Here is a 26,234-nt window from a genome sequence, read left to right on the forward strand (position 1 = left end):
GCCCGATCCCAGTTCCCGCCCGTGAAAGCGCCCGACCGATGGCCGACCGTTCCACCGCGCGTTCCGCTCTCCCGCAGGTCCGGAGCCTGCAGATCCGGAGCCGCCCGGCGGCTCCGCTGCTGCCCGGCCTGGCGCTTGTCCTCGCCCTGCCGGTCCTTGCCGCCGGCACGGCCATGAGCAGGTCGGCGATGGCCCAGTCCGCCATGAGCGGCCCGGTGCGCGCCGACCCGATGCAGACGGTCGGCGCAGAAGTCCATGTCCGGATGGAGGCTCTGCCGAAGCCCTACGCCACCCCGGCCGTCGCCAACGAGGCGGTCCCGGTGCCCCGCCCCGCCGGCCTGCCGCTGAAGGCACCGCGCGGCTTCACCGTCACCCTGTTCCGCGACAGGCTGGAGAATGCGCGCAACCTGCTGGTCCTGCCCAACGGCGACGTGCTGGTGGCCCGGCAGCGGCCGGGCGTCCTGACCCTGCTGCGCGATGCCGACGGCGACGGCCGGGCGGAGCTGGCGCAGAGCTGGGCGGAGGGGTTCGACCAGCCCTTCGGTCTCGCCTTCCACGACGGCGCGGTGCTGGTCGGCGACCTGCACGGGGTGTGGCGGCTGCCCTGGACGCCCGGGGCGGAGCGGGCGGGGGAACGGCGGCGGCTGACGCCGGACGGCGCCTTCGGCAGGCGCGGCGGCCATGCCACGCGCTCCGTCGCCGTGGCGCCGGACGGGCGGCACTTCTATGTCGGCATCGGTTCGGAGGGGAACATCGGGGTGGAGCCGGAGCCGCGGGCAACCATCCAGGAATTCCGCATCGACGGCAGCGGCCAGCGCACCTATGCCGCCGGCCTGCGCAACCCGGTCGGCCTCGCCTTCAAGCCCGGCACCGGCGACCTCTATACCGTGGTGAACGAGCGGGACGGGCTGGGCGACCAGCTGGTCCCCGACTATCTGACCGCGGTGGCGCCGGGCGGCTTCTATGGCTGGCCCTATTCCTACATCGGCGCCAACCCGCAGCCCGATCTCGCCGGGCGGCGCCCGGACCTGGTCAAGGCGGCGCTGGTGCCGGGCCTGCTGTTCCAGGCGCATTCCGCCCCGCTCGGCCTCGTCTTCGGCGATGCCACGCACTTTCCCGAGCGTTACCGCATGGGCGCCTTCGTGGCGCTGCACGGGTCGTGGAACCGGGCGCGCCCGACCGGCTATGCCGTCGCCTTCGTGCCCTTCGACAAGGCCCCCTTCGACAAGAGCCGCCCGACCGGCACCTACGAGACCTTCGTCACCGGCTTCCGCGTCGCCCCTGCCGCGGGCGCAGACTCCGGCGACGAGACGCCGCAGGCCTGGGGTCGGCCGAGCGGGCTGGCGGTGACCGCCGACGGCGCGCTGCTGATCGCGGAGGATTTCTCCGGGTCGGTCTGGCGCGTCGCCTATGCGGCGGCGGAGAGGGAACCGGAAGCGGGCAAGCCCTGACCGGTCAGCCGATCCGCTCAGCCGATCCGGCGGGGAGCCCCGTTCAGCAGCATTCGTCCTCCAGCTGGCGGAGCATCGCCAGGCCTTCCTCGTCGTCATGCTCCTCGAACAGGTCGGCAAGGTAATAGATGTTGGAGCAGAGCAGGCACAGCCCGTCGGCCTGCCGTTTCAGCGGGTCGTCGGCGACCGCCAGCTTGGTGCGGAACCGCTCCCAGAAGGCGTTGGTCTTGGCGGGATCGTCGATGTGCATGTACAGCCGTTCGATGATGCGGCGGCTGTTGCCCTCGCAGTCGATGCCCTTGAACGAGACGTAACGGTCGGGTGCCTCGATGCTGTCCACGGAAGCGGCCTCCTTTGCCGGTTGCCAGGGGTGGGGAACTCTGCACCGATGCTTCCCCGGCGGTGGCCGCGTCTTCAAGCCGCACTGCACCAACCGCATCCCGCCCGCGCGAACGGCCGGACCGCTGCATGAACGGACAGGCCCGGCGCTTGACCCGCCCGGGAGCGCAGGCCACTCTCCCCACGGACGACACGGGAAAATGGTGGGACCGGTGTTGCAACCGCATCAGGACATGCAGGCAGCGGCCGGACTCTTCCGTGAAGGGCGCAGGCGGGAAGCCTTGGAAATCTGCGCCGCGATCCTCGCCGCAAAGCCGGAGGCCGGCGATGCCTGGCAGTTGTCGGCGATCATCCGCTTCCAGGAGGGAGCGGGCGGCATATCCGAAGCGATCGCGCGCCAGCGCCGCGCCTGCGCCTGCGATCCCGCCCGCGCCGAATTCTCCGCCAACCTCGCAGCGATGCTGAAGAGGCAGGGCGACAGGACCGCCATGGCTGCCGTTCTGCAACGCGTGGCGCTGCTGACGCCGGCCGACCCGGCACCCTGGCGGCGGCTGGCGGCGGCACGGCTGGAGGCCGGAAACGGCGCCGGCGCACGCGACGCCTTCAGGCAGGCGGCGCGAAGGCACCCGCTGTGCCCCGATTTGCATGCCGATCTCGGCGCACTGGCCCTGCAGCAGGACGACCACGCCGCGGCATGGAGGGCCTTCCGCAACGGCCTTGCGCTGGTGCCCGGCGATACGGCGGCCCTGCGCAATTTCGGCGTGGCCGCCATCCGGCACGGATCGGCGGGGGAGGCGGTCGGCTGGCTGTCCCGGCTGCTCCGCGTCGCACCCGACCATGAGGATGGCTTCTGCGATCTGGCATTGGCACTGCATCGTCAGCGGGTCGAAGACGGTACGGCGCGCTGGAGGCAGCACGCAACCCGGCGCTTTGCGCCCCCGCCCGCCCGGCTGCGGGTATATTACCGGCTGAGCGACCGGGGAAACCCCAAGGAGAAATTCGCCGGCCCCTTCGCCTGCCTCGCCAATTTCCTCAAAACCTTCCGGCCGGCTGCCGGCGAGCTGTGCCTGATCGCCGACAATTGCCGCGACGATACCCTGACGCAGGTCGAGGCGATGCTGAGTCAAGCCGGCTGCCTTGCGTCCGGCACGATCCGGCGAACTGAACTCGGCCACCATGGCTCCTTCCTCCACGCCAAGGCGCTGGCCCTGGAGGAGACGGGCGGCGGCGACGTCATCGTCTATTTCCTGGAAGACGACTACCTGCATCTGCCCGGCGCCCGTGCCTTGCTGGCCGAAGGGCTGGAGATCGCCGACTACGTCACGCTGTATGACCACGCCGACAAATACGCCGACCCGCGCGTCACCCAATTGCACGGGATCCTGGAGGCCGGCGGCGAGGAGACCTGCGTGCTGCGCCGCCCGCTCAGCCATTGGAAATTTACCGCCAGCACCACCATGACCTGGGCCTGCCGGCTGTCGACGCTGCGCGAGGACAGTGCGGTCTGGGACCGTTTCCGCATCGAACGGCGTTCGATCGACTATTGCCTGCATTACACGCTGGGAGCGGCCGGCCGCTTCCTGGCCTGCCCGTTGCCGGGCCACGCCACCCATGGCGAACCGAACTGGGCGTCGCCGGGACGCGACTGGCCGGCGCTGGCCCGGCAGTGGGAAGAGCGCCGGTAAGGAGGGCTGCTACAGGGCCAGCCGCTTCTTCAGCGCGTCGGCGCGGTTGCGGCTGACCGGGATGCGGGGCGCGCCGGGGGCAGCCATGACGAAGGCGGCGCGGCCGTCCTGCCGCTCGACCGCCCGGGCATGGCGCAGGTTGACGATGTAGCCGCGATGGGTGCGCACGAAGGAGCGCGGGTCGAGCCGGGCTTCCAGCTCCGACAGCGGCAGGCCGCAGAAGAAGGCGCCGTCGGCGGTGTGGACCGTGGTGTAATGGCCGTCGGCCTGGAGATAGACGGCATCCGCCGGGTCGAGCAGCACGATCCCCTGCCCCTTCTCCACCGGCAGCTTCACCAGCGGCTCGGCAGCCGGACGCACCGCGGCAGGCGGCGAAGCGGGCGGGAGTGCGGGCGGTGCGGCGGCGGGCTTGACCGCCTCCATCAGGATGAGCGCGGTGACGGCGTTTCCGGAAGGCGATCCGGAGGGCGCCGCCGCGGCCGGCGCCAGCGCGCTGGCCTTGACCACCAGCACCCGGCCGGGCAGCGCCACCATCATCGAACGGGCCGAGGCCGGGGCGGCGGGGTCGCCGGCCGCCGCCAGCAGCAGCTCCACCTTGGCCCGGTGCGAGGGCGGGTGGAGGTCGTGAAGATAGGCGCCGACCAGCCCGGCCGCCCGTTCGCCCAGCAGCCGCACCGCCGCCGGATTGAGCGCCAGCACCCGCCGCGCCCCGTCCAGCAGCACCAACCCGACATCCATGTTCTGCAGCGCGTATTCCATGGATGCCCACTATAGCCGCGGTTTCGGCTCAGCTCCCGTCTTTCCGCCGGGTCGAGGTCAGCGCGGCGACGACGCCATGGAGGGTCCGCACCTCCTGCTCGGTCATCTCCATCCGCTCGAAGGCGTTGCGCAGGGTGCGGACCATGGAGGGGCGCTTCGCCTCGCTGGTGAAGAAGCCGGTGCGGTCCAGCGCCGCCTCCAGCCGCTCGAAGAAATTCACCCGCTCCGCCATGGTCGCCGGCCGGGTCTGGCCGGTGTGCAGGAAGCGGTCGGGCGTGCGGTCGCCGGCCTGGAACCACTCGTAGCCGATCAGCAGCACCGCCTGCGCCAGGTTGAGCGACGAGAAGGCCGGGTTCAGCGGCACCGTCACCAGCGTCTGGGCCAGGGTCAGGTCGTCGTTGAACAGCCCGGTGCGCTCCGGCCCGAACATCACGCCGACCTTCTGGCCGGCGGCGTAGCGCTCGCGCATCTCCCCCGCGGCGACGCGCGGGGTGACGAAGCGCTGGATCATGTCGCGGGTGCGCACCGTGGTGGCGTAGACAGCCTCCAGGTCGGCCACCGCGTCGGCCGTGGTCTCGAAGATCCTGGCGTTGTCGATGACGATGTCGGCGCCGGATGCCGCCGCGGTCGCCTTCGGGTTGGGCCAGCCGTCGCGTGGGCTGACCAGCCGCAGGTCGGTCAGCCCGCAATTCAGCATCGCCCGCGCACAGGCGCCGATGTTCTCGCCGAGCTGCGGCTGCACCAGGATGACGGCGGGGCCGCCGAGGATGGACTCGCGGGTGGGGTTCTGGCCGGAGGTCATGGGGACGTTGAGTTCATCAGTGGTGAAGTGCCGAGGCCCCCTCCCTAACCCTCCCCCGCCTTTGGCGGTGGAGGGAACTGCCGCCGCTTGGCGGAAGGCCCCCTCTCCCGCGATCGGACCGACCTTCGGTCGGCCGAGAGCGGGGGAGGGTCGGGGAGGGGTAAGAGACGCGTGCTATTCCTGCTGTTCCGTCGGCTCCGTCTCGACCTTCACCGGGCCGCCGTCCAGGGCGGTCAGGCGCTTCTTCAGGTCGGAGACGTCGGCGTACAGGCGCTTCAGGCGGGCGAGGCCCTTGTATTGTTCGAAGGCGCGGGCGCGCGGCACGGCGGGATAGCCCATCCACACCGACTTGGGCGGGATGTCCATGCCGACGCCGGAATTGGCGGCGACCACCGCATCGCTGCCGATCTTGACATGGTCGGCGACGCCGACCTTGCCGGCCAGAACCACCCGGTCGCCGATGATCGTGCTGCCGGCGATGCCGACATGACCGCACAGCATGCAGTTGGTGCCGACCTGGACGTTGTGGCCGATCTGGACGAGGTTGTCGATCTTGGTGCCGTTGCCGATGCGGGTGGCGGTGACGGTGCCGCGGTCGATGGTGGCGCCGGCCCCGATCTCCACGTCGTCGCCCAGGATCACCGTGCCGATGGAGTTCACCCGGCGGATCAGCACGTTGGTGCCGACGACGCGCCCGGTGGTCTTGGCCGATTCGACGCTGCCCGGCTCGGGCGTGACGAAGCTGAAGCCGTCGTTGCCGACCGCGGCGTTGGGATGGATGATGCAGCGGGCGCCCATCTCGACCCGCTCGCCGATGCGGGCACCGGGATGCAGCAGGCAGCCCTCGCCGATCACCGCGTCGGCACCGATGGTGACGTGCGGCAGGACGACGGCGCCGGCGCCGATGCGGGCGCGCGGACCGACATAGGCGAAGGGGGCGATGGAGGCATCGGGCGCGACCACCGCGTCGGGCGCCACATAGGCCTGCGGCGACACCCCCGGTTCGGCATGGACCGGCCGTTCGAAGAGGTCGAGCATTCCGGCCATCGCATAGCGCGGACGCTGCACCACGACCCGGCCCAGGATTCCGTCGGGCACCTCGACGCCTTCGGCAACCACGGCGGCGACCGCCTTGCTGCCGGGCAGCAGCGCCATCAGATCCTTGTCCATGGCGAGCGCCAGATCCTCCGGCCCCTCGGCCTCCGACGGGTGGACGGCGCGGCGAATGAGGATGGAGCCGTCGCCCTCGATCCGGGCGCCCAGCGCGTCGGCGATCGCGGCCAGGGTCAGGGGGGGCTGGGTCGGGAGGGGCTGGGTCATGGGTGCGGCACACCGGTTTCAGGGGCTTGGAACGCATCGCCGCCTCGACGCCCCTTTGGCGGCGCGGACGGCGCGGCGGACCCTAGCACGGGCGTCCGGCGGATGGCGAGGAGTCAGAAGGCGGCACCGGCCTGCGCGTCGGCCGCCTGCCCGTTCCGCGCCCCCGGCCGCAGCCAGCCCTTGACCCGCTGCTTCACCCGCCGCAGCAGCGGCTGGCGCGCCTGGACCGCGTAGTATTTGCGCACCGTCTCCAGGATCTCCCAGGTGCCGGTGAAGCCCATCGGCAGCACCAGCGCGTCGCCGGCCCGGTACTCGCGAGGGCTTCCGCCCTCGGGCGTGATGACGACGCGGCCGGCCAGCAGGACGCAGAACTCGTGATAGGGCCAGTCCGTCATCGCCACGACGCCCGGCGTGCACTGCCACACCCCCGAGCGGAAGCGGCCGTAATCGCCCTCGAACAGGTTGCGGTGGATCTCCAGCGGCTGGCCGGACAGGATGGCGCCGAAGACCGCGGGCTTGCCCACCTCGTCGTCGGCGATGCGGCGGCTGTCGATTGGGACGGGGGTGAAGTCGGGCATCGGCTCTCCGGAGCTGGGGGTTGGAGGGTCGGCGCGCGCAGGACGAGCCTGCCGGCGCTTGGCGCAACACCCCCGCCCGGCCGATGGTTCCCGGGATCACACAAAAATCCCGACCCAAAAGCCCCGGCCCCGAAAGCCCCGGCGGGAAAGTCTCAGCCGCCCAGATTGACGATCTCCACCCGCCGGTTGGCCGCGGCCTTGGGCTGGTCGGGCAGCAGAAGTTCGCGGGCGCCCATGCCGGATGCCTCCAGCCGGTCGCGGCCGATGCGGTGGTGGGTCGCCAGATACTCGACCACCGCCGCGGCGCGCCGCCCCGACAGGACGAGGTTCGCCGCGTCGCCGCCGACCGCATCGGTGTGGCCGACGATCCGGAACCGGGCGCGGCCAGCCGCCGGGTTCGCCATCACCGCCGCCACCTTGTCGAGGATTGCCCGCGATTCCGGCCGGATGCGGGCGGAATTGAAGTCGAACTCGACCCGGAAGGCGGCGCGCAGTTCGGGTGACGGCATCGCCGCCGGACCGGGCAGCGGCGGCACGGTCACCGGCCCCGGCCGTGCCGGCCCGGTTGCTGCTGCTGCGGCGGCGGCGGCGGGCGGCGGGACGGCCGGGCGCCGCATGGCCAGCGGCGGACAGTTTGGATCGGTGGTCCCCAGCAGGGCCGCCTGGATTTCGCATTCGCTCGGGTTCGGTCCCATCGGCATCGCGGGATTCGGCAGTGCCTGGGCAAGCGCTGCCACCGGCAGGAGCATCCAGGCGCAAGCACCGAACAGGCACCCCCATCGCATGGCCGCATTGTTCGGACCGCGGACGGTCGTGGCACATTGCCCGTGGAACAGTCCTGCGTGCATCTGTAGCATCCCGGTCCGTATCTTTCGTATAGGGCGCTTGGGAGGAAACAAGCATGAAATCGCTGAAGGCTCTGCTCGCCGGCATCGCGCTGGCCGCGCTGACGGTCCCTGCCCTGGTGGCGGGCGCGGCGAACGCTGCCGACTACAAGGCGGAGTACAGGCTTTCCACCGTTCTGGGCAAGCCCTTCCCCTGGGGCATCGGCGGCGACCGCTGGGCCGAGCTGGTCAAGGAGAAGACCGCCGGCCGCATCGTCATCAAGATGTATCCCGGCACCTCGCTGGTGAACGGCGACCAGACCAAGGAATTCACCGCGCTGCGCCAGGGCACCATCGATCTGGCGGTGGGATCGACCATCAACTGGTCGCCGCAGGTGAAGGAACTGAACCTGTTCTCCCTGCCCTTCCTGATGCCCGACCACAAGGCATTGGACGCCCTGACCCAGGGCGAGGTCGGCAAGAAGCTGTTCGACCTGCTGGCGACCAAGGACGTGGTGCCGCTGGCCTGGGGCGAGAACGGCTTCCGCGAGATCTCGAACTCCAAGCACGCGATCAAGGCGCCGGCCGACCTGAAGGGGCTGAAGATCCGCGTCGTCGGCTCGCCGCTCTATCTCGACACCTTCACCGCGCTGGGCGCCAACCCGACGCAGATGAGCTGGGCCGACGCGCAGCCCGCGCTCTCCACCGGTGCCGTCGACGGGCAGGAGAACCCGCTGACCATCTTCGTCGCCGCCAAGCTGGCGACGCTGGGCCAGAAGCACCTGACGCTGTGGGGCTATGTCGCCGATCCGCTGATCTTCGTGGTCAACAAGGAGGTCTGGAACAGCTGGTCGAAGGAGGACCAGGAGGCGGTCCGCGCCGCCGCCGTCCAGGCCGCGGCGGAGGAGGTGGCGATCTCCCGCAAGGGCATCACAGCCGCCGACGACAGCCTGCTGAAGGACATCGCCGCCCAGGGCGTCGAGGTGGTGCGGCTGACGCCGGAGCAGCAGAAGGCGTTCCAGACCGCCACCCAGCCGGTCTTCGACAAATGGACCAAGCAGATCGGCCCCGATCTGGTGAAGGCGGCGCAGACCGCCATCGCCGCAGGCAAGTGACCGCGTTCAAGTGACCGCGCTCTTGCGGTAACGGCCGGCTGCAATTTTCAGCCGCACCGATACGGCGCCCGGCCCGTCCGCCGGGCGCCGTTTTTTCATGCTGCAACCGCGCCGGGGCATGATGCGCGTTGCACCGGAATGGAGTACAAACGGCCGGTGACGCCGGCCCGTCCGGGCGCGGCGCGACTGGAGGCCGGGTTGCGGGGCGGGCGCGCATGACGTCGGAGATGCTGCTGGCGCTGTTCTGCATCGGCGCCCCCCTGCTGTTCCTGGCGATCCGCCGCGGGCTGCTTCATCGGACGGAGCGCGAGGTCCGCCGCGCCGGCGCCAGGCTGGTGGCCGAACGCGACGCGCTGGAGCGCCAGGCCAACGAGCTGGAGGCGATGCAGGCCGACATCGAGGCGACGAAGGCCCGGCTGGCCGAACTGTCGACCCACAAGCTGATCCTGACCCGGCGCAACGGCAAGCGCACCGCGTCGTCGCGCCGCTTCATCCATGAGATCGGCCGGCCCGAACCGACCCGCAACCGCTTCGTCTTCCGGCTGGCGATGGCGCCCGGCTTCGTCGGGAAGCCGGACGCCAAGGCGGTGGTGCATCCCGACATCTGGCGTTTCGAGAACGAGGCGCAGGTCTGGGCCGCCGACTTCGCCGCCGCCCGGATGCTGACCGGCAGCATCTTCCACGACCGGGTGGGCGTCACCGTCTCCGGCGAGGACACCACCGAAGACGCAAAGGAAGATGCCATGGCGGAGGCCGCGGCGCCATGACGGCCCTGTGGATGCTGGGGGCGATGACCGGCCTGGGCATCGGCCTGCTGGGCGAACGGATCCTGGGGCGCCGGGCCGTGCGCCAGTCGGCGCGGCTGGCGGCGCTGAACGAGCGGCTGGACGTCTATGCCAACTTCGCCAAGCTCGCCGCCGTCCGCCGGGCCGAGACCGAGGAGACGCTCTCATCCCTGCGCCGCGAGGCGGCGGAGGCGGAAGGGGAGATCGGGGCGCTCCAGACCGCGGCCACCGACGATGCGGCGCTGACCGCGACCGAGTTCCATTGCGTCGACCGCGTCGCCCGGGCCGGCGGCCCGCTGTGGCATGTCGCGGTCGAGGCGCTGGATGCGACCGCCCCCTGGACGGGCGTGCGCCATTATGCCGTTGCAGCGGAAACCGCCGACGAGGCCCGCAAGCGCATCGGCGAACGCCATTCCTCCGCCACCGCCTTCGCTATCGCTCCGGCCGCCCCGCTGGTGCTGCCGGAACGCTGACTGACGCCCGCTTCGTTTTGTTGGAACGATGGCGGCTGACGACGACTACGCCGATCTTCACTCCGCGAGAGCGGGGGGGGGAGGCGCAGTGCGGTTCTCGGCGTTCAAAGACGGCGTTTTTCGAGGCGTATATCGCCGTCGCCAATGTCTCGCTCGCTTCCCCATCCGAGATGGCGATAGAAGCCGGCCGCGCGACTCGTCTTGGCGGTTTCGAGCCATGCCAGAGCGTGCTTCGAGAACAAGGCATCCTCGGCCGCCTGAACAAGCTCTTTGCCGATCCCTTTGCCTTCGTGCGATGGCAGCACAAAGGCTGCGAACAGCGATCCCTCGTCAGGATCAATCATCGAAAATCCGACAATCTGCGCATCGTCGCAAGCAACCCAGGCACAGGGAGCATTGTGGATCATCTCCGCAACCGAAGCCTCGGTGATCCCCATCCCAGCCATTTCGGCAACGGTCAAAAGGTTTTCGTTGACCGAGGTTCGGACACGAAAAATTCCCCCGACATCGGATGGTCGAGCCAATCTGATTTGAATGTACACGGCAGCCTCAGGGATCCCTTATCGGGATCATCATAGCTGCGCAATCTGCACGAGAACAGCTGCCATCAACAGCGGCCACCATTGCCCGTGCTTGCCGTCGATCGCTGCACGTCACCGGCATTTCATCGTGCCATCGGACGTATCTTCGCAGAGAGGGAGCCAAGCGAAGGAGGAGGCTCCGGCATCCGGAGCCCCCGCTTTCGTCAGGCGTTGTTCATGCGGTTGTCGATCAGGTCGGTGACGACGCCCGGATCGGCCAGCGTCGAGGTGTCGCCGAGCGCGTCATGCTCGTTGGCGGCGATCTTGCGCAGGATGCGGCGCATGATCTTGCCGGAGCGGGTCTTCGGCAGGCCGGGAGCCCACTGGATCAGGTCGGGCGAGGCGATCGGGCCGATCTCCTTGCGGACCCAGGCGACCAGCTCCTTGCGCAGTTCCTCCGTCGGGGTCTCGCCGGCGTTCAGCGTGACGTAGGCGTAGATGCCCTGGCCCTTCAGGTCGTGCGGATAGCCGACGACCGCGGCCTCGGCGACCTTCGGATGGGCGACCAGCGCGCTTTCGACCTCGGCGGTGCCCATGCGGTGGCCGGACACGTTGATGACGTCGTCGACGCGGCCGGTGATCCAGTAATAGCCGTCGGCGTCGCGGCGGCAGCCGTCACCGGTGAAGTACTTGCCGGCAAAGGTCGAGAAGTAGGTCTGGACGAAGCGCTCGTGGTCGCCGTAGACCGTGCGCATCATGCCCGGCCACGCGTCGGCGATGCAGAGGTTGCCCTCGGTTTCGCCCTCCAGGATCTGGCCTTCGTTGTCGACGACGACCGGCTGGACGCCGAAGAAGGGCTTGGTCGCCGAACCCGGCTTCTGGCCGATGGCGCCGATCAGCGGGGTGATCAGGATGCCGCCGGTCTCGGTCTGCCACCAGGTGTCGACGATCGGGCAGCGGGCCTCGCCGACCACATTGTAGTACCACAGCCACGCTTCCGGGTTGATCGGCTCGCCGACCGAACCCAGGACGCGCAAGCTGGCGCGCGAGGTCGTCTTCACCGGCCCCTCGCCTTCGCGCATCAGCGACCGGATGGCGGTGGGGGCGGTGTAGAAGATGTTGACCTTGTGCTTGTCGATGACCTGCCAGAAACGCGAGACGTCCGGATATGTCGGGATGCCCTCGAACATGACGGTCGTGGCGCCGTTGGCGAGCGGGCCGTAGACGATGTAGCTGTGGCCGGTGACCCAGCCCACGTCGGCCGTGCACCAGTAGACCTCGCCCTGCTTGTAGTCGAAGACATACTCGTGCGTCATCGACGCATAGACCAGATAGCCGCCGGTGGTGTGCAGCACGCCCTTCGGCTTGCCGGTCGAGCCGGAGGTGTAGAGGATGAACAGCGGATCCTCGGCGCTCATCTCCTCCGGCGGGCAGTCGGCGGAGACGCTCTCCATCTCCTCGTGGTACCAGAGGTCGCGGCCCTCGGTCCAGGCGACGTTGCCGCCGGTGTGCTTGACGACCAGGACGTGGCGGACCATCGGCGCGCCGGCCACCGCCTTGTCGGCGTTGGCCTTCAGCGGCACCTTGCGGCCGCCGCGCAGGCCCTCGTCGGAGGTGATGACGAAATGGCTGTCGCAGTCGACGATGCGGTCCTTCAGGCTGTCGGGCGAGAAGCCGCCGAAGACGATCGAATGGATGGCGCCGATGCGGGTGCAGGCCAGCATCGCATAGGCGGCCTCCGGGATCATCGGCAGGTAGATGGTGACGCGGTCGCCCTTCCGGACGCCGTTCTTCTTCAGGACGTTGGCGAGGCGGCTGACCTTCTCGTGCAGTTCCTTGTAGGTGATCGCCTTGGAAACGCCGGGGTCGTCGCCTTCGAACAGGATGGCGGTCTGGTCGCCGCGGGTCGCCAGATGGCGGTCGATGCAGTTGGCCGAGACGTTCAGCGTGCCGTCCTGGAACCAGCGGATATGGACGTCGCCGCTGAAATCGACGTCCTTCACCTTGCTGTAGGGCTTGATCCAGTCGATCCGCTTGCCATGCTCGCCCCAGAAGGCCTCGGGGTCGTTGACCGACTGCTCGTACATGCGGGCATAGGCTTCCGCATTCACATGGGCGGTGGCCGCGATTTCCGGCTTGACCGGAAAGAAGCTGTTGTCGGTCATGAGTGCGTTTCCCCGTGGTGCTTCCGATTGGCCGGAAGATGTTGGAGGGCGGTGGGCCGCCGCCCGGAATTGAGCGGCATTATCCACACAAGTTGCGGGACGAACAAGCGAATCGGCCCGCGCCGGCCCCCCGACCAAAGGAGGATTGTGCCGCTGATTTTGCAGCGCGAGACTGTTTCTTCCCCAAGCATACCAGGGCACGCAGCCCCTGGGCCGCCATTCCCCCGGCGCTTCCGGCGCGACCATCCGCCGCGCCGCGCCGCAGCATGCTCCATGACCGTCCCGTAACGACCGGTCGCTTGCTTAACCCGACCTTAACCGGGCGGCCGCTATAGAATTGCTGCATCACGGTAACGATCATCGGCGCAAGGATCGCAATGCCCAGCACCACCAACGCGGACGATCTGGCTGATACCGGCGGCGGCACCGGCCGCCTCGCCGCCCTGGCCGACCGCACCAGCCTGATGGCCATCGACGCCGCGCTGCGCCTCCTGCCGCGCGACGGCATCCCTGGCGGCATCCCCACCTTGTCCGACGCGACCTCGGCCGCCGGCATGGCCGACCTCGCCCGGCGCATGCTCCAGGCCACCGGCGATTTCCGCGCCGTCATGCAGGAAGCGGCGGAGTAAACACCTCCGCCGCCGGCCTTTCCCTACCCTGCCACGCTTATCCGGCCAGATTCCGCAGCACGAAGTTCAGCACGCCGCCGTTCCGGTAATACTCGACCTCGTCCAGCGTATCGATGCGCAGCAGCAGCGTGTGATGCTCGACCGTGCCGTCGACGCGGGTCAGGGTCAGGGCGACGTCCTTGCGCGGGCGCAGGTCCTGCTCGATCCCGGCGATGTCGAAGGTCTCCGATCCGTCCAGCTTCAGGTCGGCACGGGTCAGCCCGTCCTTGAACTGCAAGGGCAGGATGCCCATCCCGACGAGGTTGGAGCGGTGGATGCGCTCGAAGCTCTCGGCGATCACGGCCTTGACGCCCAGCAGCCGGGTGCCCTTGGCCGCCCAGTCGCGGCTCGACCCGGTGCCGTATTCCTTGCCGGCGACCACCACCAGCGGCACGCCCTCGTCGGCGTAGCGCATGGCCGCCGTGTAGATCGGCAGCCGTTCGCCCGACGGGTAATGTTTGGTGTCGCCTCCCTCCACGCCGGGGAGCAGCTCGTTGCGGATGCGGATGTTGGCGAAGGTGCCGCGCATCATGACTTCATGGTTGCCGCGGCGGGCGCCGTAGCTGTTGAAGTCCTGCAGACGCACCTGATGGCTCAGCAGATACTCGCCGGCCGGGCTGGTCCGCTTGATCGAGCCGGCGGGCGAGATGTGGTCGGTGGTGATGGAATCGCCCAACACCGCCAGCGCGCGGGCACCGCGCACGTCCGACACCGGGTCGAGAGTCCTGCTCAGGCCGCTGAAGAAGGGCGGCAGCTTCACATAGGTCGAGGCGTCCTGCCACTGGTAGGTCTGGCCCTCCGCCGTGGCGATGGCCTGCCACTGCTCCGGCCCCTTGAAGACATCCGAATAGCGGCTGCGGAACATGTCGGCGGTCAGCGAGGCGTCGATGGCGTCCTGCACCTCGCGGTTGGTCGGCCAGATGTCCTTCAGATAGACCGGCTGCCCATCGGTGCCGGTGCCGAGCGGCTCCGTCGTCAGGTCGACGGTCAGGTTGCCGGCCAGCGCATAGGCGACGCACAGCGGCGGCGAGGCGAGGTAGTTGGCGCGGGTGTGCGGGTTGACGCGGCCCTCGAAGTTGCGGTTGCCCGACAGCACCGCGCCGACCACGAGGTTGCCCTCCTCCACCGCCGCGGCGATCGGCTCCGGCAGCGGGCCGGAATTGCCGATGCAGGTGGTGCAGCCATAGCCGACGATGTTGAAGCCGAGCCGGTCGAGATAGGGTTGCAGCCCGGCCTTGGCGAGATAGTCGGTGACAACCTGGCTGCCCGGCGCCAGCGAGGTCTTGACCCACGGCTTCTGCGCCAGCCCCTTCTCGACCGCCTTCTTCGCCAGCAGGCCGGCGGCGACCAGAACCGCCGGGTTGGAGGTGTTGGTGCAGGACGTGATGGCGGCGATGACGACCGCGCCCTGTTCCAGGCTGTAGCCGGCATCCTTCACCGGAACCGCCTTCTTGGGATCGTCGGCCTTGTAGGCCTCGGTCATGTCCCTGGCGAAGCCCTGGGCGAGGCCCGACAGCGCGACGCGGTCCTGCGGCCGCTTCGGCCCGGCCAGCGACGGCTCCACCGTGCCCATGTCCAGTTCCAGCACGTCGCTGAAGACCGGGTCGGGGCTGTCCGGCTCGCGCCACATGCCCTGGGCCTTGGCATAGGCCTCGACCAGCGCGACGCGGGCGGGATCGCGGCCGGTGAAGGTCAGGTAGCGGATGGTCTCGGCATCGATGGGGAAGATGCCGCAGGTCGCGCCGTATTCCGGCGCCATGTTGCCGATGGTGGCGCGGTCGGGCAGCGTCATGCTGTCCAGCCCCGGCCCGAAGAACTCGACGAACTTGCCGACCACGCCCTTCCTGCGCAGCATCTGGGTGACGGTCAGCACCAGGTCGGTGGCGGTCATGCCCTCCTTCATCCGGCCGGTCAGCTTGAAGCCGACGACCTCGGGGATCAGCATGGAGATCGGCTGCCCCAGCATCGCGGCCTCGGCCTCGATGCCGCCGACGCCCCAGCCCAGCACCGACAGGCCGTTGACCATGGTGGTGTGGCTGTCTGTGCCGACCAGGGTGTCGGGATAGGCAACCGGCTTGCCCGACGGGTCGGCGTCGGTCCACACGACCTGCGAGAGATATTCGGTGTTGACCTGATGGCAGATGCCGGTGCCCGGCGGCACCACGCGGAAATTGTCGAAGGCCTTCTGCCCCCAGCGCAGGAACTCGTAGCGTTCCAGGTTGCGCTCGAACTCCAGGTCGACGTTGCGCTGGAAGGAATCGGCACCGCCGAAATAATCCACCATCACCGAATGGTCGATGACGAGATCCACCGGCACCAGCGGGTTGATCCTGGCCGGGTCGCCGCCCAGCGCCGCCATCGCCTCGCGCATCGCCGCCAGATCGCAGACCGCCGGCACGCCGGTGAAGTCCTGCATCAGCACGCGCGCCGGGCGATAGGCGATCTCACGGTCGGACCGCTTGTCGACCAGCCATTGGGCCACCGCCTTCACGTCGTCGACGGACACGGTGCGCCCGTCCTCGAACCGCAGCAGGTTTTCCAGCAGCACCTTCATCGAGAAGGGCAGCCGCGACAGATCGCCCAGCCCCGCCTGTTCGGCGGCCGTCAGGCTGAAATAGTCGTAGCTCTTGCCGCCCGCACTCAGCGAGCGGCGGGTCTTGAGCGAATCCTGACCGGTGAAGGTGGTCACGGGGAAGCCTCCTTGGCTTTGGGTCGGGCCTCGACACGGGCTCGGCGCCTGGCTGGCGCTTGGGAGAGCGCTTCGCGGTTACGGTCCGGCGGATGGCGGTCCTGCGGACAGGGCCACCGGCGGAACCTGGATTTCATGCTGCCAAGATGTAGGGCGCGCCCCCGGCAGATCAAACGCAGGGTTCAAAGAAAGCGCAGGCATGGGCATGGAATGGGCAGGGAATGGGTATTGACATGAGGGAGCTGTGGACATGGGGATGGGCGGGCAACCGCTGCCGATCATCCTATGCCGTCTCGGCGGCTTCTTTCTTTACTCATATGAACATCAGAGAAAGCTGTTCCGGCACTCACGCCGGCTTCATCGCCACATAGCGGACGAAGCGCAGGCCGTTGCCCAACACGCGCAACCGGGCCCACCACAGCGCCAGTTCCCGCTTCAGCGCCGCCAGCACCGGCGCGGGCGGGACGGCCGCGGTCAGCGTGTCGGCCAGCTTGCGCACACGGTCGATGATGTGCCGGCGGTGCAGCTGGGTCAGATCCTCGGAAATGCGCAGGTCGAGGTTGCGCTGGGTCAGTTCGTCGGCCATGCGGGTGGCGGTCCAGGGATAGACCTCCATCGGCTCCTCCTCCCGCCAGCCGTTCCAGGCATCCCAGGAACCGGGGGCGCCGTCGATCACGTAATCGAACAGCACCATGCCGCCCTTGGGCTTCACGCAGTCGCCGGCACGGTCGAGGAACAGTTCCTTGTCGCGCAGGCGGTGGACCATGCGGTCGGCCATGACGAGGTCGAAGCTGCCGGCCTGGTTGAAATGCTCCGGGTCGTAATGGGCGACCGGCGCCTTCCTGGACAGGCCGAGCGCCTTGGAGCGGTCCATCGCCAGCTTCGCCAGCAGCGGCGACGGCTCCAGCCCGGTCACCCAGGTGTCGCAGGTCTCCGCCAGCGCGCGGGCGGTGCCGCCCAGCCCGGCCGACAGGTCCAGCACGCTCTTGGCCGGGTTGAGCCCGAAGGACCGGAGCGACTCCACCATCCACGCCGCTTCCTCCGGCCCGATCATGTCGCGGCCCCACAGAAGCTGGGCGCCCTCGCTACGCGACGGCGACCACACCGGTTCGCCACGGCGGTCGAGCTGCATCAGGGACAGCCGGTCGAGCTCCGGATCGATCGTGCCGGCCGCCGCATCCGACGGCGCCGCCACTGAAGGGGCGGCCGGGGGAGAGGAGGCCGGGGACATGGCCGGAGACGCGGGGCCGATCGCATCGAGCGGACGCAACGGGCGCCGATCCACCGAATTACGCAGGGCCGCCCTGTCAGAAACGCGGGGCAGGCGCGACAGGTCATACCCTTCCCACCAGGCTGCCAGACGGATGCGCCAGTCGGGATTTCGCCACCGCTCCAAATCACGCGGACTGATCTGCGGAACCACGGCCTGCCCTTTCCAGGTCAAGGGGCGAAACGCGAATCTAGACTTTCGGAGTATGACATTGCCGTCCCACCCCGCAATTTAGAAGTAAGAGCCGGCGGTTTATCTGTCAAGAAACCATTATTTAACGAATTCGACTTTGTTCTCAGCAATTGTCTGCAAATTTTAGGCAGTTTTGTCTCTACAGTGTTATGGGGCGGCCATTGCGGCAACCGGACGGCCTCCCTATACTCCGGGCACAACCGACTTGAGGGGGAGCCCCGCGTGCCGATCGAAACCGGTGAGTCCGCCGGCAATCCCTGGACCGTGCTGACCAGCACGACCAAGTACGAGAATGCCTGGATGGAGGTGGTCGAACACAAGGTCCTGACCCCGAAGGGCGTGCCCGGAATCTACGGCGTCGTCCATCCCCGCAGCATCGCCACCGGCGTGGTCCCCATCCACGAGGATGGGTCGGTGACGCTGGTCGGCCAGTACCGCTTCCCGCTGCAGCAGTACAGCTGGGAAATTCCGGAAGGCGGCGGGCGCAAGGGCGTGGAGCCGCAGGAATCCGCCGCACGCGAACTGCGCGAGGAAACCGGCCTGACGGCGCGGCGCTGGATGCCGCTGATGACCCTGCACCTGTCCAACTGCCTCACCGACGAGGTCGCCCACATTTTCGTCGCCTGGGACCTCGAACAGGGCGAGTCCGCCCCCGACGAGACCGAGGTGCTGGCGGTCCGCCGCGTGCCGTTCGCGGAAGTCATCGACATGGTGATGGCCGGCGCGATCACCGACGCCATGGCGGTCGCCAGCCTGCTGAAGCTGCGGGTTCTGGCGGCGGAAGAGGCGCTGCCCGACGACCTCGCCCGCCGGCTCCGCATCTGATAGGCTTGCCTTCCGGCCCCGCCCACCGTTCCCGGACCTCCATGACCGCTCCTTCCGGCCGTGCCGCCCGTTCCGGCGCCCTTTCCGGCGCTCCCTTCGGCCATGCAGTCGCCATCGATTTCGAAACCGCGAACGAAACCCGCACCAGCGCCTGCTCCATCGGCGTCGCCTGGATCGAAGACGGCCGCGTGACTGCGACGGAAGAGCATCTGATCCGACCGCGGGAGCTGCGCTTCAATTCCTTCAACAGTGTCATCCACGGCATCCGCGAGGGCGACGTCCTCGACGCCCCGGAATTCCCGGAGGTGTGGGCGGCCTTGCGCGACCGGGTGCAGGGACGGCTGATCCTGGCCCACAACGCCGCCTTCGACATCAGCGTGCTGCGCCATACCCTGACCGACTACGGGCTGGACTGGCCGGACTGCGACTATCTCTGCACCGTCATGCTGGCCCGGCGCGCATGGCCGGCGCTGGTCGCGCACAAGCTGAACCATCTCGCCGATTTCCTGGGCATCGCGCTCGACCACCACCATGCCGGCAGCGATGCCGAGGCCTGCGGCCGCATCGCGCTGGCCGCCACGCGCGAGCTGGGGCTGGGCGGATTGGCGGAGATCCCCGGCACCGGCATCAGCTTCGGCCGCATCGCCCCCGGCGGCTACACCCCCTGCAAGGGCAGCAAGGCGCCGCGCCGGCCGCGGGTGGCGGGAGCGGTCTGACCGGCGGGACTGCGGTGCCGGTTCGGCTGGCGGTCCGGCCGCCAAGTTCGGCTGTGAAGTTCGGCCGCCCAAGTTCGGCCGCCCAAGGTCAGGCCGCGCTTCCCCCTCCCGCCGGCCTGCGCTAGGCTCCCGCTCCACCGAACGGAGGAGGGGACCGCATGCTGTTCATGTTCCATTGCGTCGACAAGGCGGGTGCCGCCGACATCCGCGCCGCCAACCGCACCGAGCATCTGGCCTATCTGGAGGCCAACGCCGGCCGCATCTTCGCCGCCGGCCCGCTGCTGTCCGACGACCAGAGCGGGATGGTCGGCAGCCTGCTGATCGTCGACTGCGCCGATGCCGCCGCAGCCCAGGAGTTCGCCGGCAACGATCCCTATGCCAAGGCCGGCCTGTTCGACAGCGTGACGATCCGGCCCTGGCGCCGCGTCTATCCCAAGGCCTGAGCGGGAGAGCGCAGGCGATGGCCTACTGGCTGCTGAAGTCCGAGCCGTTCAAATATTCCTGGGACCGCATGGTCGCCGACGGCCGGACCCATTGGGACGGGGTGCGCAACCACCAGGCGTCCAACAATCTGAAGGCGATGGCGGTGGGCGACCGCGCCTTCTTCTACCACTCCAACGAGGGGCTGGAGATCGTCGGCATCGTCGAGATCGTCCGCACCTACTATCCCGATCCCAGCGACGAGTCCGGCCGCTTCGGCATGGTCGACGTGGCGCCGGTGACGGCGGTGAAGACGCCGGTCACGCTGAAGCAGATCAAGGCCGATCCGCTGCTGCAGACCATGGCCCTGGTCCGCCAGTCGCGCCTGTCCGTCTGTCCGGTCGCCGAGGCGGAATGGGCGCGGGTGTGCGATCTGGCGGGAGTGGCCGTCCCGGCGTGAGGATTTCCCTCATGCCGCCCCGGCGCTGGTCATCATGCGGCGCAGGTCGTTGGGGAAGACCGGCTTGTGCAGGAGGCGGAAGCCGCGGCGTTCCGCCTCTTCCTGGCGTTCGGGGTTGGTGTCGCCGGTCAGGATGATGCCGGGAACGGTCTCGCCCATCAGGGTCCGGACGGCGGCCACCGCGTCGGGGCCGGTGCGCCCCTGCTGGAGCTGGTAGTCGGCAAGCACGATCCGCGGACAGCGTCCGTCGGCGCGCAGCCGCTCCAATGCCTGGTCGCCCGATTTGGCGGTCAGCACGTCGTAGCCCCAGCCTTCCAGGATCGCCTTCAGGCCGAGCAGGATGATCGCCTCGTCGTCGATCACCAGCACCATGCCCTTGTCGGTTTCAACGCCGGAGCCGGACGCCCCGTTGCTTCCCGACACGGTGGCGCCCGCCTTGCCGCCCATCGCCTTGCCGCCCATCGCCTTGCCGAAAGCGCTGGCGAAGGTGTCGATGGCTCGGCCGCGGTCATTGGCGGCGGCACCGTTGGCGGCGGAGCGGCGGGCCAGCGTCGCCGCGGCGGCGGCCGTGCCGCTGCCGGAACCGGCGCGGGGGATACCCAGGATCACCCGCGGCATCTCCACCGCGAAGACCGAGCCCTTGCCTTCCCAAGACCGCACCGTCACCGGATGCCCGAGCAGCCGCGACAGGCGCTGGACGATCGCCAGCCCGAGGCCGAGGCCGCGCTCGCTGCGTTCGCCCAGCTGGGTGAACTCCTCGAAGATGTCCTCCAGCCGGTCGGCGGGGATGCCGGCGCCGGTGTCCCACACCTCCACCCGCATGCCGGACGGCGTGCGGCGGCAGCCCAGCAGCACCTTGCCGCGGGCGGTGTAGCGCAGCGCGTTTTCCATCAGGTTGCGCAGGATGCGTTCCAGATGGGCCGGGTCGGTGCGCACCCAGGCACGGGTCGGCACCGCGCGCAGCTCCAGCCCCTTCTGCGCGGCGCGCGGGCCGTATTCGGCGACCAGCCGGCCGAGCATCTGGTTCAGCCTGACCTCGACGGGAGCCGCTGCGATCTTGCCGGATTCCAGCCGCGACATGTCGAGCAGGCTGTCCAGCAGTCCCTTCAGCGTGTCCAGCCCCTGGCGGATGTTGTCCAGCATCGGCAGGGCGGCATGGCCCTGCATGCGGTCGCCCAGCGCCGCGGTGAAGAGGTAGAGCGACTGGACCGGCTGGCGCAGGTCGTGGCTGGCGGCGGCCAGGAACTTCGACTTGCCCTCGTTGGCGCGGTCGGCCTCCTCCCGCGCGCGGTGCAGCTCGGCCTCGGACCGCTTGCGGTCGGTGACCTCGACGGCGGCGCAGGTCACGCCCTCCACCCGGCCCGCGGGGTCGCGCAGCGGGTCGACCGTCAGGTCGAAGAAGCGGTCCTCGCCCTTGCAGCGGATCCGCACCTCCTCCCGCGCGCCGACACCGCTGTCGAGCACCCGGCGCTTCAGCGCCATCAGGCTTTCGGCGTCCTCGCGCCGGTCGGACAGGTCGGCGTCGGTCCGGCCGATCAACGCCGCCGGCGCCACGCCCAGCCATTCGGAATGGGCCCAGCTGTAGCGCAGGTCGCGGTCCTGGTTGAACACCACGACACCGGAGTTGCCCAGCCCGGTGCGCACACGCTCCTCGGCGATGCGCAGCGCCTCTTCGGTGCGCTTGCGTTCGGTGATGTCGATGCCGGTCGCGATCAGGTGGGTGACATGGCCGTCGGCATCGACCATCGGCGTCAGGTTGACGTCCACCGTCATCTCGCGCCCGTCCGCCATGCGCAGGCCGGAGTCGAACCGCGAGGACCGTCCGCCCGCCCCGAGTGCCAGCGCGTTGCGCAGCCGTTCGCGCCCGGCCTCGTCGAAGGACAGCCAGCAGATCTCGTCGAAGGGACGGCCGACGATACGGGCGGCCGGCAGGCCGGCGGCGTCGGCAGCGGCGCGGTTGACCTGGGCCACCGCCCCGTCCGGCGTCAGCACGCCGACATAGGCCGGCAACGCGTCCAGCACGGCGCGGATGTGGCATTCGGAGCGGCGCAGCGCCGCCTCGCGCGCCTCCAGCCGGTCGGCCATCGCATCGAAGGCGTGGCCGAGCTGGCCGATCTCCGAGGAGCGGTCGGACAGCTTGACCCGGCTGGCGATCTTGCCGTCGCTCCAGTCGCGGGCGGCGCGGACCAGCGCGTCGACCGGGCGGCGGATGAACAGGGTGCCGCCGATCCAGGCCGCGGCGGCGGCGACCAGGAATCCCGACAGCGTCATCAGCAGCCCGTCGCGGGTGGCGCGGTCGACCGCGCCCATGGCGGCGACGCGGTCGACGCCGACGCTGATGAACAGGTCGCGGATGCCGGCCGCCGGCGGCGAATAGGCCAGGATGCGCGACACGCCGTCCAGGCCGGGCATCGTCGTCGCCCCTGCCTCCATCGTCGACAGCAGGGAGAGATAATTGTCCGGCAGCCGTTCGCCGGCCCGGCCCGGCCCGCCCGGCAGCTTGACCAGGATGGTGCCGGAGCGGTCGGCGACGGTCAGGGTCGCATTCTCCGGCATCGGGCGGGATGCGAAGGTGGCGGTGAGCCAGGACACGTCCAGCGACAGCGCGACGACGCCGGTCCGCTTGCCCTCCATGTTGGTGTAGGGGATGGCGACCGGCAGTTCGCCGCCACCGCCGGAATGGGTGATCGTCCATTCGCCGACGGCGAAGCGGTTCTGCGCCATCGCCCGGCGGAAATGAGGCTGGGCCGACAGCGAGGCGCCGACGCGCGACGGGTCGGCGCTGCACAGGATCCGCCCTTCGGTATCGGTGACCGACATGCTGCGGTAGTCGCTGGAGCGGGCGGACAGCCGTTCGAGATAGGTCTGGCAATGCTCGACCTCGCCGCGGCGCAGGAAATGCGCCTCGGTCACCGCGGTGACCATCAGCCGGGCGCTGTCGATGATGCGGACATGCTCGCTTTCCACCTGGTGCAGCAGCCGCTCCGCCTGGCTGGTGACGTCCGCCTCACGCTCCGACCGCTGCTCCAGCACGCTGTAGACCTGGATGCCGATCGCCGGCAGCACCGCGAGCAGGACCAGGATGAAGAGGCGTGCCAGTAGGGTCATGACGCAGACAAGGCTCCCACCGCAAAGCCGACCGGATGGATCACCAGATGCGCCCACCGTGCCGCTGCGGCCATCGTTAGCGCACTTATGGTTAAGAGGCAGTTAATTCAGGAAACAATCGGATGAGGAAGCCATGCCGAAACGATCAAAAGGCAAACAACGGCCCCAACAATGAAGCGGATCTCTTCGGTATTTTCATCAAATTTTGAAGCATACTCCCAACGAAGCCGTGCCAATCGAAAGGAGTATGTCATTGCGGGGCCTCGATCCCCCCGCGACTGCCGGAGAGGGCCCGCCCTTGATTTCCAGAGCGCGGGAACAGCGTTCCTCATGGCCTGTTGGAAGCTTGCCCCGTCGAAAGCTTGCCATGACCCAACCCTTCCTGCTCCCTCCGCTCCTCACCACGCCCCGGAACACGCCGCGCCGCGTGGGGGTGGAGCTCGAATTCGCCGACCTGGACGCGCCATCGGCCGCGGCCTGCGTGCGCGAACTGTTCGGAGGGACGGTCACAGTCGAGAACCCGCACCGCTGCCTCGTGGCGGGCACCCGGCTCGGCGACTTCACGGTGGAGCTGGACATGCGCTCCGCCCATCCCGGAAAGGGGGGATCGAAGGTCCTCGATCCGCTGCGTCCGCTCTGGGGGAACATCGGCAGCCTCGTGATGCCGTTCGAGATCGCCACCCCGCCGGTGACGATCGACCGGCTGCCGGACCTGGAGGCCCTCGCCTCCTGCCTGCGCGGCCGCGGCGCGGCGGGGACGGAGGCCAGCCCGCTGTTCGCCTTCGGCCTGCACCTCAACCCCGAGGTGGCGCGGGCCGACGGCGACTACGTGCTCGACCACCTGAAGGCCTTCCTGCTGCTGGCGCCCTGGCTGCGGCGGGAGATCCGCGTCGACCCGACCCGGCGCCTGTCCGGCTTCATCGCGTCCTTTCCGCTGCCCTACGCCGCCAAGGTCACCGATCCCGGCTACCGCCCCGGCCTGGGAACGCTGATCGACGATTACCTGGCCGACAACCCCACCCGGAACCGCGAGCTGGACCTGTTCCCGCTGTTCGCCCATCTCGACCGCGACCGGCTGGCCGCGGCGCTGGCGGATCCGCATGTGCGGCCACGCCCGACCTTCCATTACCGGCTGCCCAACGCCCGGCTGAGCGATCCCGGCTGGTCGCTCGCCGCCGACTGGAACCGCTGGGTGGCGGTGGAGCGGCTGGCGGCCGACCGGCCGCTGCTGGACCGGCTCGGCGCCGCCTATCGCGGGGCGGCGGACGGGCAGGCACTGGCGGCGTGGCCGGAGCGGATCGACGCCTTCCTGGCGGAGAGGCCGGATATCGGGGGCGGCATCCACGGCGATGCGCCGGCATCCGGCGCCGCGGACGGCCCGGCACGGCAGGCGGTCTGAGGGGGCGTCCCATGGCCGCGACAATCGGCAGAGCCGCATCCCGGTCCCGGCCGCTGGTCGGCATCACCGCCTCGGTCCATGGCAGCCGCATCGCCGCCATGGCCAACCGGCTGGCCCTGTGGCGGGCCGGCGCGGCGTCGGTCCGCATCACGGTCGACGCGCCTTTCCCCATCGAGCGGCTGGACGCGCTGGTGGTGGGCGGCGGCGACGACATCGACGCCTCGCTCTACGGCGAGTCCGCCCGGCCGCACATCCGCATCGATCCCGACCGCGACCGGCTGGAGCTGCTGGCGCTCGACCGTGCGGCCCGGCTTGGGCTGCCGGTGCTGGGCATCTGCCGCGGCTCGCAGATGATCAACGTCCACCGCGGCGGCTCTCTCCACGTCGACATCCACGAGGTGTACGAAGAGGCGCCGCACATGCGGACCGTCCTGCCGCGCAAGCGCATCCGGATCGAGCCGGACAGCCGGCTCTACCGCATCCTCGGCATTGCCGAATGCCGGGTGAACGCCCTGCACCACCAGTCGGTGGACCGCGTCGGCGATGGGCTGCGGGTCGTCGCCCGCGAGCGTGCCGGCATTGTCCAGGGCATCGAGGCTCCGGCCGCCCCCTTCCTGATCGGCGTGCAGTGGCACCCGGAATATCTGATCGCCGACAGCCGGCAGCAGGCCCTGTTCCGCCGGCTGGTCGCCACGGCGATGGGCGAGGCGCCGCTGGACGAGATCGCCGGGGTCGCGCCCGCGCAATAGGAAGGCGGGTGGCACTGGCCGCCGGATACGGCCGCCGGATGCCCGAAGCGAAGCGGGCGCCGCCGGAGGGATGGTTCCGGCGGCGCCCGCATGGTCGGTCCCCCGGGGGACCGACCCCCGGAGGATGGCAGTCAAACCGCCATCAATTGCCACCGGCCGGGCCGCAGTTCGGGGTGCCCGGCGGGCAATGGGTGCCGGTCGCGCTCTGGTTGTCACGCGGGATGTTGCTGCCGGTGTTGTTGCCCATGCCCGACGGCGCGGTGGTCAGGCCCGGTGTCGAGGAGCCCGACATGCTGCCGCCAGCGGTGCCGCCAGCGGTGCCGCTTGAGCCGGAGGTGCCCGGAGCGTTCAGCGGACCGCCGGACGTCGAACCGGCCGACGGCGAGGTGGTGGCGCCCGGCGCGGTGCGGACGATGCCGTCCGGCCCGGTGTAGCTGGTGCCGTCGGCAGCACCCTGCGGAGCCGTCTGGGCCATGGCCGAGCCGGCCATCAGGAACACCGCCGAAACCGCGCCGATCATCAGGTTACGCATCCTCGAACTCCTTCATGGTGGTGACGCCTCGCAAACGGACGCCGTTGGGACCGGGGCGGATGCCGGACCGGGGATGGCCGATCTGGCAACCGCCTCTTTCACCGGGTTCAACAGCGCGAACCGGCCATGGTTTCGGGCCGCGCGGTCGCTTTTTTCAGGATTCGGCGGCAAAGCCGTTCCATCGCCGGATCCTTCGGCGTGACCCAGACGCCCCGGCCGCGCCACGGGAACAACCGGTTCCGGCAGGGGTTCAAGCCGCGAGACGGACGGACTTCCCCGACCTTCCCGCCCGCCAGACATCACGCCCGGCCCCCACATGAAGCCAGATCCTTCCGCCCTCCCCTTCCGCTTCCCGCCCCGCTTGTCCGCAGCCTCTCCGGAACGGGCCT

General features: G+C 69.6%; 24 protein-coding genes. 12 read left to right on the plus strand and 12 right to left on the minus strand.

Annotated features, from left to right (window positions below):
- Positions 1-38: 38 nt before the first annotated feature.
- A complete protein-coding gene (locus tag ABMY26_RS25925; RefSeq protein ID WP_372397449.1) occupies positions 39-1,451 on the plus strand; it encodes a sorbosone dehydrogenase family protein in 1,413 nt (470 codons plus the stop codon).
- Between the two features lie 43 nt (positions 1,452-1,494).
- On the opposite strand, the gene cowN is transcribed toward ABMY26_RS25925, so the two are convergent.
- The gene (gene cowN / locus ABMY26_RS25930) at positions 1,495-1,791 is read right to left on the minus strand and encodes a N(2)-fixation sustaining protein CowN (protein WP_372397450.1); all 297 of its coding nucleotides are present in this window, start codon (positions 1,789-1,791) and stop codon (positions 1,495-1,497) included.
- Positions 1,792-2,071: 280 nt separating this feature from the next.
- Here cowN and ABMY26_RS25935 point away from each other — a divergent pair, with 280 nt between their 5' ends.
- Positions 2,072-3,475: a tetratricopeptide repeat protein gene (locus ABMY26_RS25935; RefSeq protein WP_372397451.1), complete on the plus strand. Its 1,404-nt coding sequence runs from the start codon at positions 2,072-2,074 to the stop codon at positions 3,473-3,475.
- Positions 3,476-3,484: 9 nt separating this feature from the next.
- Here the strand turns inward: ABMY26_RS25935 and ABMY26_RS25940 are convergent, their stop codons facing one another.
- The 5 genes from ABMY26_RS25940 to ABMY26_RS25960 all read right to left on the minus strand — a co-directional run bounded on the left by ABMY26_RS25940 (position 3,485) and on the right by ABMY26_RS25960 (position 7,671).
- On the minus strand, positions 3,485-4,234 hold the full coding sequence (locus tag ABMY26_RS25940; protein WP_372397452.1) for a LytTR family transcriptional regulator DNA-binding domain-containing protein: 750 nt from the start codon (positions 4,232-4,234) through the stop codon (positions 3,485-3,487).
- A 28-nt stretch (positions 4,235-4,262) separates the two neighbouring features.
- Positions 4,263-5,036, minus strand: coding sequence for an RNA methyltransferase (locus tag ABMY26_RS25945; protein ID WP_372397453.1), 774 nt, complete (start codon positions 5,034-5,036; stop codon positions 4,263-4,265).
- A gap of 174 nt (positions 5,037-5,210) precedes the next feature.
- Positions 5,211-6,356, minus strand: coding sequence for a UDP-3-O-(3-hydroxymyristoyl)glucosamine N-acyltransferase (gene lpxD / locus ABMY26_RS25950; RefSeq protein ID WP_372397454.1), 1,146 nt, complete (start codon positions 6,354-6,356; stop codon positions 5,211-5,213).
- Positions 6,357-6,469: 113 nt separating this feature from the next.
- Complete coding sequence (locus ABMY26_RS25955; RefSeq protein ID WP_372397455.1) at positions 6,470-6,934, minus strand: cupin domain-containing protein; 465 nt, start codon at positions 6,932-6,934, stop codon at positions 6,470-6,472.
- A gap of 152 nt (positions 6,935-7,086) precedes the next feature.
- Positions 7,087-7,671 (minus strand): OmpA family protein, encoded by a 585-nt coding sequence (locus tag ABMY26_RS25960; RefSeq protein WP_372397456.1) that lies wholly within the window; start codon positions 7,669-7,671, stop codon positions 7,087-7,089.
- A 164-nt stretch (positions 7,672-7,835) separates the two neighbouring features.
- Between ABMY26_RS25960 and ABMY26_RS25965 the strand changes: the two genes are divergently transcribed.
- The 3 genes from ABMY26_RS25965 to ABMY26_RS25975 all read left to right on the plus strand — a co-directional run bounded on the left by ABMY26_RS25965 (position 7,836) and on the right by ABMY26_RS25975 (position 10,131).
- Positions 7,836-8,873 (plus strand): DctP family TRAP transporter solute-binding subunit, encoded by a 1,038-nt coding sequence (locus tag ABMY26_RS25965; protein ID WP_372397457.1) that lies wholly within the window; start codon positions 7,836-7,838, stop codon positions 8,871-8,873.
- 215 nt (positions 8,874-9,088) lie between these two features.
- Positions 9,089-9,640 (plus strand): hypothetical protein, encoded by a 552-nt coding sequence (locus ABMY26_RS25970; protein WP_372397458.1) that lies wholly within the window; start codon positions 9,089-9,091, stop codon positions 9,638-9,640.
- Positions 9,637-10,131: a hypothetical protein gene (locus tag ABMY26_RS25975; protein ID WP_372397459.1), complete on the plus strand. Its 495-nt coding sequence runs from the start codon at positions 9,637-9,639 to the stop codon at positions 10,129-10,131. The genes ABMY26_RS25970 and ABMY26_RS25975 overlap by 4 nt, the downstream gene beginning before the upstream one ends.
- A gap of 104 nt (positions 10,132-10,235) precedes the next feature.
- Here the strand turns inward: ABMY26_RS25975 and ABMY26_RS25980 are convergent, their stop codons facing one another.
- Complete coding sequence (locus ABMY26_RS25980) at positions 10,236-10,673, minus strand: GNAT family N-acetyltransferase (protein ID WP_372397460.1); 438 nt, start codon at positions 10,671-10,673, stop codon at positions 10,236-10,238.
- Positions 10,674-10,876: 203 nt separating this feature from the next.
- On the minus strand, positions 10,877-12,817 hold the full coding sequence (gene acs / locus ABMY26_RS25985) for an acetate--CoA ligase (RefSeq protein WP_372397461.1): 1,941 nt from the start codon (positions 12,815-12,817) through the stop codon (positions 10,877-10,879).
- A gap of 377 nt (positions 12,818-13,194) precedes the next feature.
- Here acs and ABMY26_RS25990 point away from each other — a divergent pair, with 377 nt between their 5' ends.
- Entirely contained in the window at positions 13,195-13,446 is a 252-nt protein-coding gene (locus ABMY26_RS25990) for a hypothetical protein (RefSeq protein WP_372397462.1), read from the plus strand.
- 37 nt (positions 13,447-13,483) lie between these two features.
- Here ABMY26_RS25990 and acnA read toward each other — a convergent pair whose 3' ends face one another.
- Both acnA and ABMY26_RS26000 read right to left on the minus strand, forming a co-directional pair.
- Positions 13,484-16,174 carry an aconitate hydratase AcnA gene (acnA, locus tag ABMY26_RS25995; RefSeq protein ID WP_372397463.1) on the minus strand — a complete coding sequence of 897 codons (2,691 nt, stop codon included), beginning with the start codon at positions 16,172-16,174 and terminating at the stop codon, positions 13,484-13,486.
- 346 nt (positions 16,175-16,520) lie between these two features.
- Entirely contained in the window at positions 16,521-17,444 is a 924-nt protein-coding gene (locus ABMY26_RS26000) for a cyclopropane-fatty-acyl-phospholipid synthase family protein (RefSeq protein WP_372397464.1), read from the minus strand.
- Positions 17,445-17,858: 414 nt separating this feature from the next.
- On the opposite strand from ABMY26_RS26000, the gene ABMY26_RS26005 reads away from it, so the two are divergent.
- The 4 genes from ABMY26_RS26005 (at position 17,859) to ABMY26_RS26020 (ending at position 20,057) form a co-directional block, all read left to right on the plus strand.
- Positions 17,859-18,461, plus strand: coding sequence for an NUDIX domain-containing protein (locus ABMY26_RS26005; protein WP_372397465.1), 603 nt, complete (start codon positions 17,859-17,861; stop codon positions 18,459-18,461).
- Positions 18,462-18,502: 41 nt separating this feature from the next.
- Complete coding sequence (locus ABMY26_RS26010; protein WP_372397466.1) at positions 18,503-19,177, plus strand: 3'-5' exonuclease; 675 nt, start codon at positions 18,503-18,505, stop codon at positions 19,175-19,177.
- A gap of 158 nt (positions 19,178-19,335) precedes the next feature.
- Positions 19,336-19,620 carry a YciI family protein gene (locus ABMY26_RS26015; RefSeq protein ID WP_372397467.1) on the plus strand — a complete coding sequence of 95 codons (285 nt, stop codon included), beginning with the start codon at positions 19,336-19,338 and terminating at the stop codon, positions 19,618-19,620.
- A gap of 17 nt (positions 19,621-19,637) precedes the next feature.
- Positions 19,638-20,057 (plus strand): EVE domain-containing protein, encoded by a 420-nt coding sequence (locus tag ABMY26_RS26020; RefSeq protein ID WP_372397468.1) that lies wholly within the window; start codon positions 19,638-19,640, stop codon positions 20,055-20,057.
- Positions 20,058-20,066: 9 nt separating this feature from the next.
- Here the strand turns inward: ABMY26_RS26020 and ABMY26_RS26025 are convergent, their stop codons facing one another.
- Positions 20,067-23,165: a PAS domain-containing protein gene (locus tag ABMY26_RS26025; RefSeq protein WP_372397469.1), complete on the minus strand. Its 3,099-nt coding sequence runs from the start codon at positions 23,163-23,165 to the stop codon at positions 20,067-20,069.
- Between the two features lie 367 nt (positions 23,166-23,532).
- Here ABMY26_RS26025 and ABMY26_RS26030 point away from each other — a divergent pair, with 367 nt between their 5' ends.
- Positions 23,533-24,564: an amidoligase family protein gene (locus ABMY26_RS26030; RefSeq protein WP_372397470.1), complete on the plus strand. Its 1,032-nt coding sequence runs from the start codon at positions 23,533-23,535 to the stop codon at positions 24,562-24,564.
- Positions 24,565-24,575: 11 nt separating this feature from the next.
- Positions 24,576-25,313 carry a gamma-glutamyl-gamma-aminobutyrate hydrolase family protein gene (locus tag ABMY26_RS26035; protein WP_372397471.1) on the plus strand — a complete coding sequence of 246 codons (738 nt, stop codon included), beginning with the start codon at positions 24,576-24,578 and terminating at the stop codon, positions 25,311-25,313.
- A 142-nt stretch (positions 25,314-25,455) separates the two neighbouring features.
- On the opposite strand, the gene ABMY26_RS26040 is transcribed toward ABMY26_RS26035, so the two are convergent.
- The gene (locus ABMY26_RS26040; RefSeq protein WP_372397472.1) at positions 25,456-25,845 is read right to left on the minus strand and encodes a hypothetical protein; all 390 of its coding nucleotides are present in this window, start codon (positions 25,843-25,845) and stop codon (positions 25,456-25,458) included.
- Positions 25,846-26,234 lie beyond the last annotated feature (389 nt).

Source organism: Azospirillum sp. HJ39 (assembly GCF_041507355.1).
GTDB classification, from domain to species: Bacteria; Pseudomonadota; Alphaproteobacteria; order Azospirillales; family Azospirillaceae; genus Azospirillum; species Azospirillum thiophilum.

Excerpts from the sequence above, each read along its gene's own strand:
- ABMY26_RS25925 (WP_372397449.1), top strand. The coding sequence starts at position 39 with ATGGCCGACCGTTCCACCGCGCGTTCCGCTCTCCCGCAGGTCCGGAGC.
- ABMY26_RS25940 (WP_372397452.1), bottom strand. The coding sequence starts at position 4,234 with ATGGAATACGCGCTGCAGAACATGGATGTCGGGTTGGTGCTGCTGGAC.
- ABMY26_RS25945 (WP_372397453.1), bottom strand. The coding sequence starts at position 5,036 with ATGACCTCCGGCCAGAACCCCACCCGCGAGTCCATCCTCGGCGGCCCC.
- lpxD (WP_372397454.1), bottom strand. The coding sequence starts at position 6,356 with ATGACCCAGCCCCTCCCGACCCAGCCCCCCCTGACCCTGGCCGCGATC.
- ABMY26_RS25955 (WP_372397455.1), bottom strand. The coding sequence starts at position 6,934 with ATGCCCGACTTCACCCCCGTCCCAATCGACAGCCGCCGCATCGCCGAC.
- ABMY26_RS25965 (WP_372397457.1), top strand. The coding sequence starts at position 7,836 with ATGAAATCGCTGAAGGCTCTGCTCGCCGGCATCGCGCTGGCCGCGCTG.
- ABMY26_RS25970 (WP_372397458.1), top strand. The coding sequence starts at position 9,089 with ATGACGTCGGAGATGCTGCTGGCGCTGTTCTGCATCGGCGCCCCCCTG.
- ABMY26_RS25975 (WP_372397459.1), top strand. The coding sequence starts at position 9,637 with ATGACGGCCCTGTGGATGCTGGGGGCGATGACCGGCCTGGGCATCGGC.
- acs (WP_372397461.1), bottom strand. The coding sequence starts at position 12,817 with ATGACCGACAACAGCTTCTTTCCGGTCAAGCCGGAAATCGCGGCCACC.
- ABMY26_RS25990 (WP_372397462.1), top strand. The coding sequence starts at position 13,195 with ATGCCCAGCACCACCAACGCGGACGATCTGGCTGATACCGGCGGCGGC.
- ABMY26_RS26010 (WP_372397466.1), top strand. The coding sequence starts at position 18,503 with ATGACCGCTCCTTCCGGCCGTGCCGCCCGTTCCGGCGCCCTTTCCGGC.
- ABMY26_RS26015 (WP_372397467.1), top strand. The coding sequence starts at position 19,336 with ATGCTGTTCATGTTCCATTGCGTCGACAAGGCGGGTGCCGCCGACATC.
- ABMY26_RS26020 (WP_372397468.1), top strand. The coding sequence starts at position 19,638 with ATGGCCTACTGGCTGCTGAAGTCCGAGCCGTTCAAATATTCCTGGGAC.
- ABMY26_RS26025 (WP_372397469.1), bottom strand. The coding sequence starts at position 23,165 with ATGACCCTACTGGCACGCCTCTTCATCCTGGTCCTGCTCGCGGTGCTG.
- ABMY26_RS26030 (WP_372397470.1), top strand. The coding sequence starts at position 23,533 with ATGACCCAACCCTTCCTGCTCCCTCCGCTCCTCACCACGCCCCGGAAC.
- ABMY26_RS26035 (WP_372397471.1), top strand. The coding sequence starts at position 24,576 with ATGGCCGCGACAATCGGCAGAGCCGCATCCCGGTCCCGGCCGCTGGTC.
- ABMY26_RS26040 (WP_372397472.1), bottom strand. The coding sequence starts at position 25,845 with ATGCGTAACCTGATGATCGGCGCGGTTTCGGCGGTGTTCCTGATGGCC.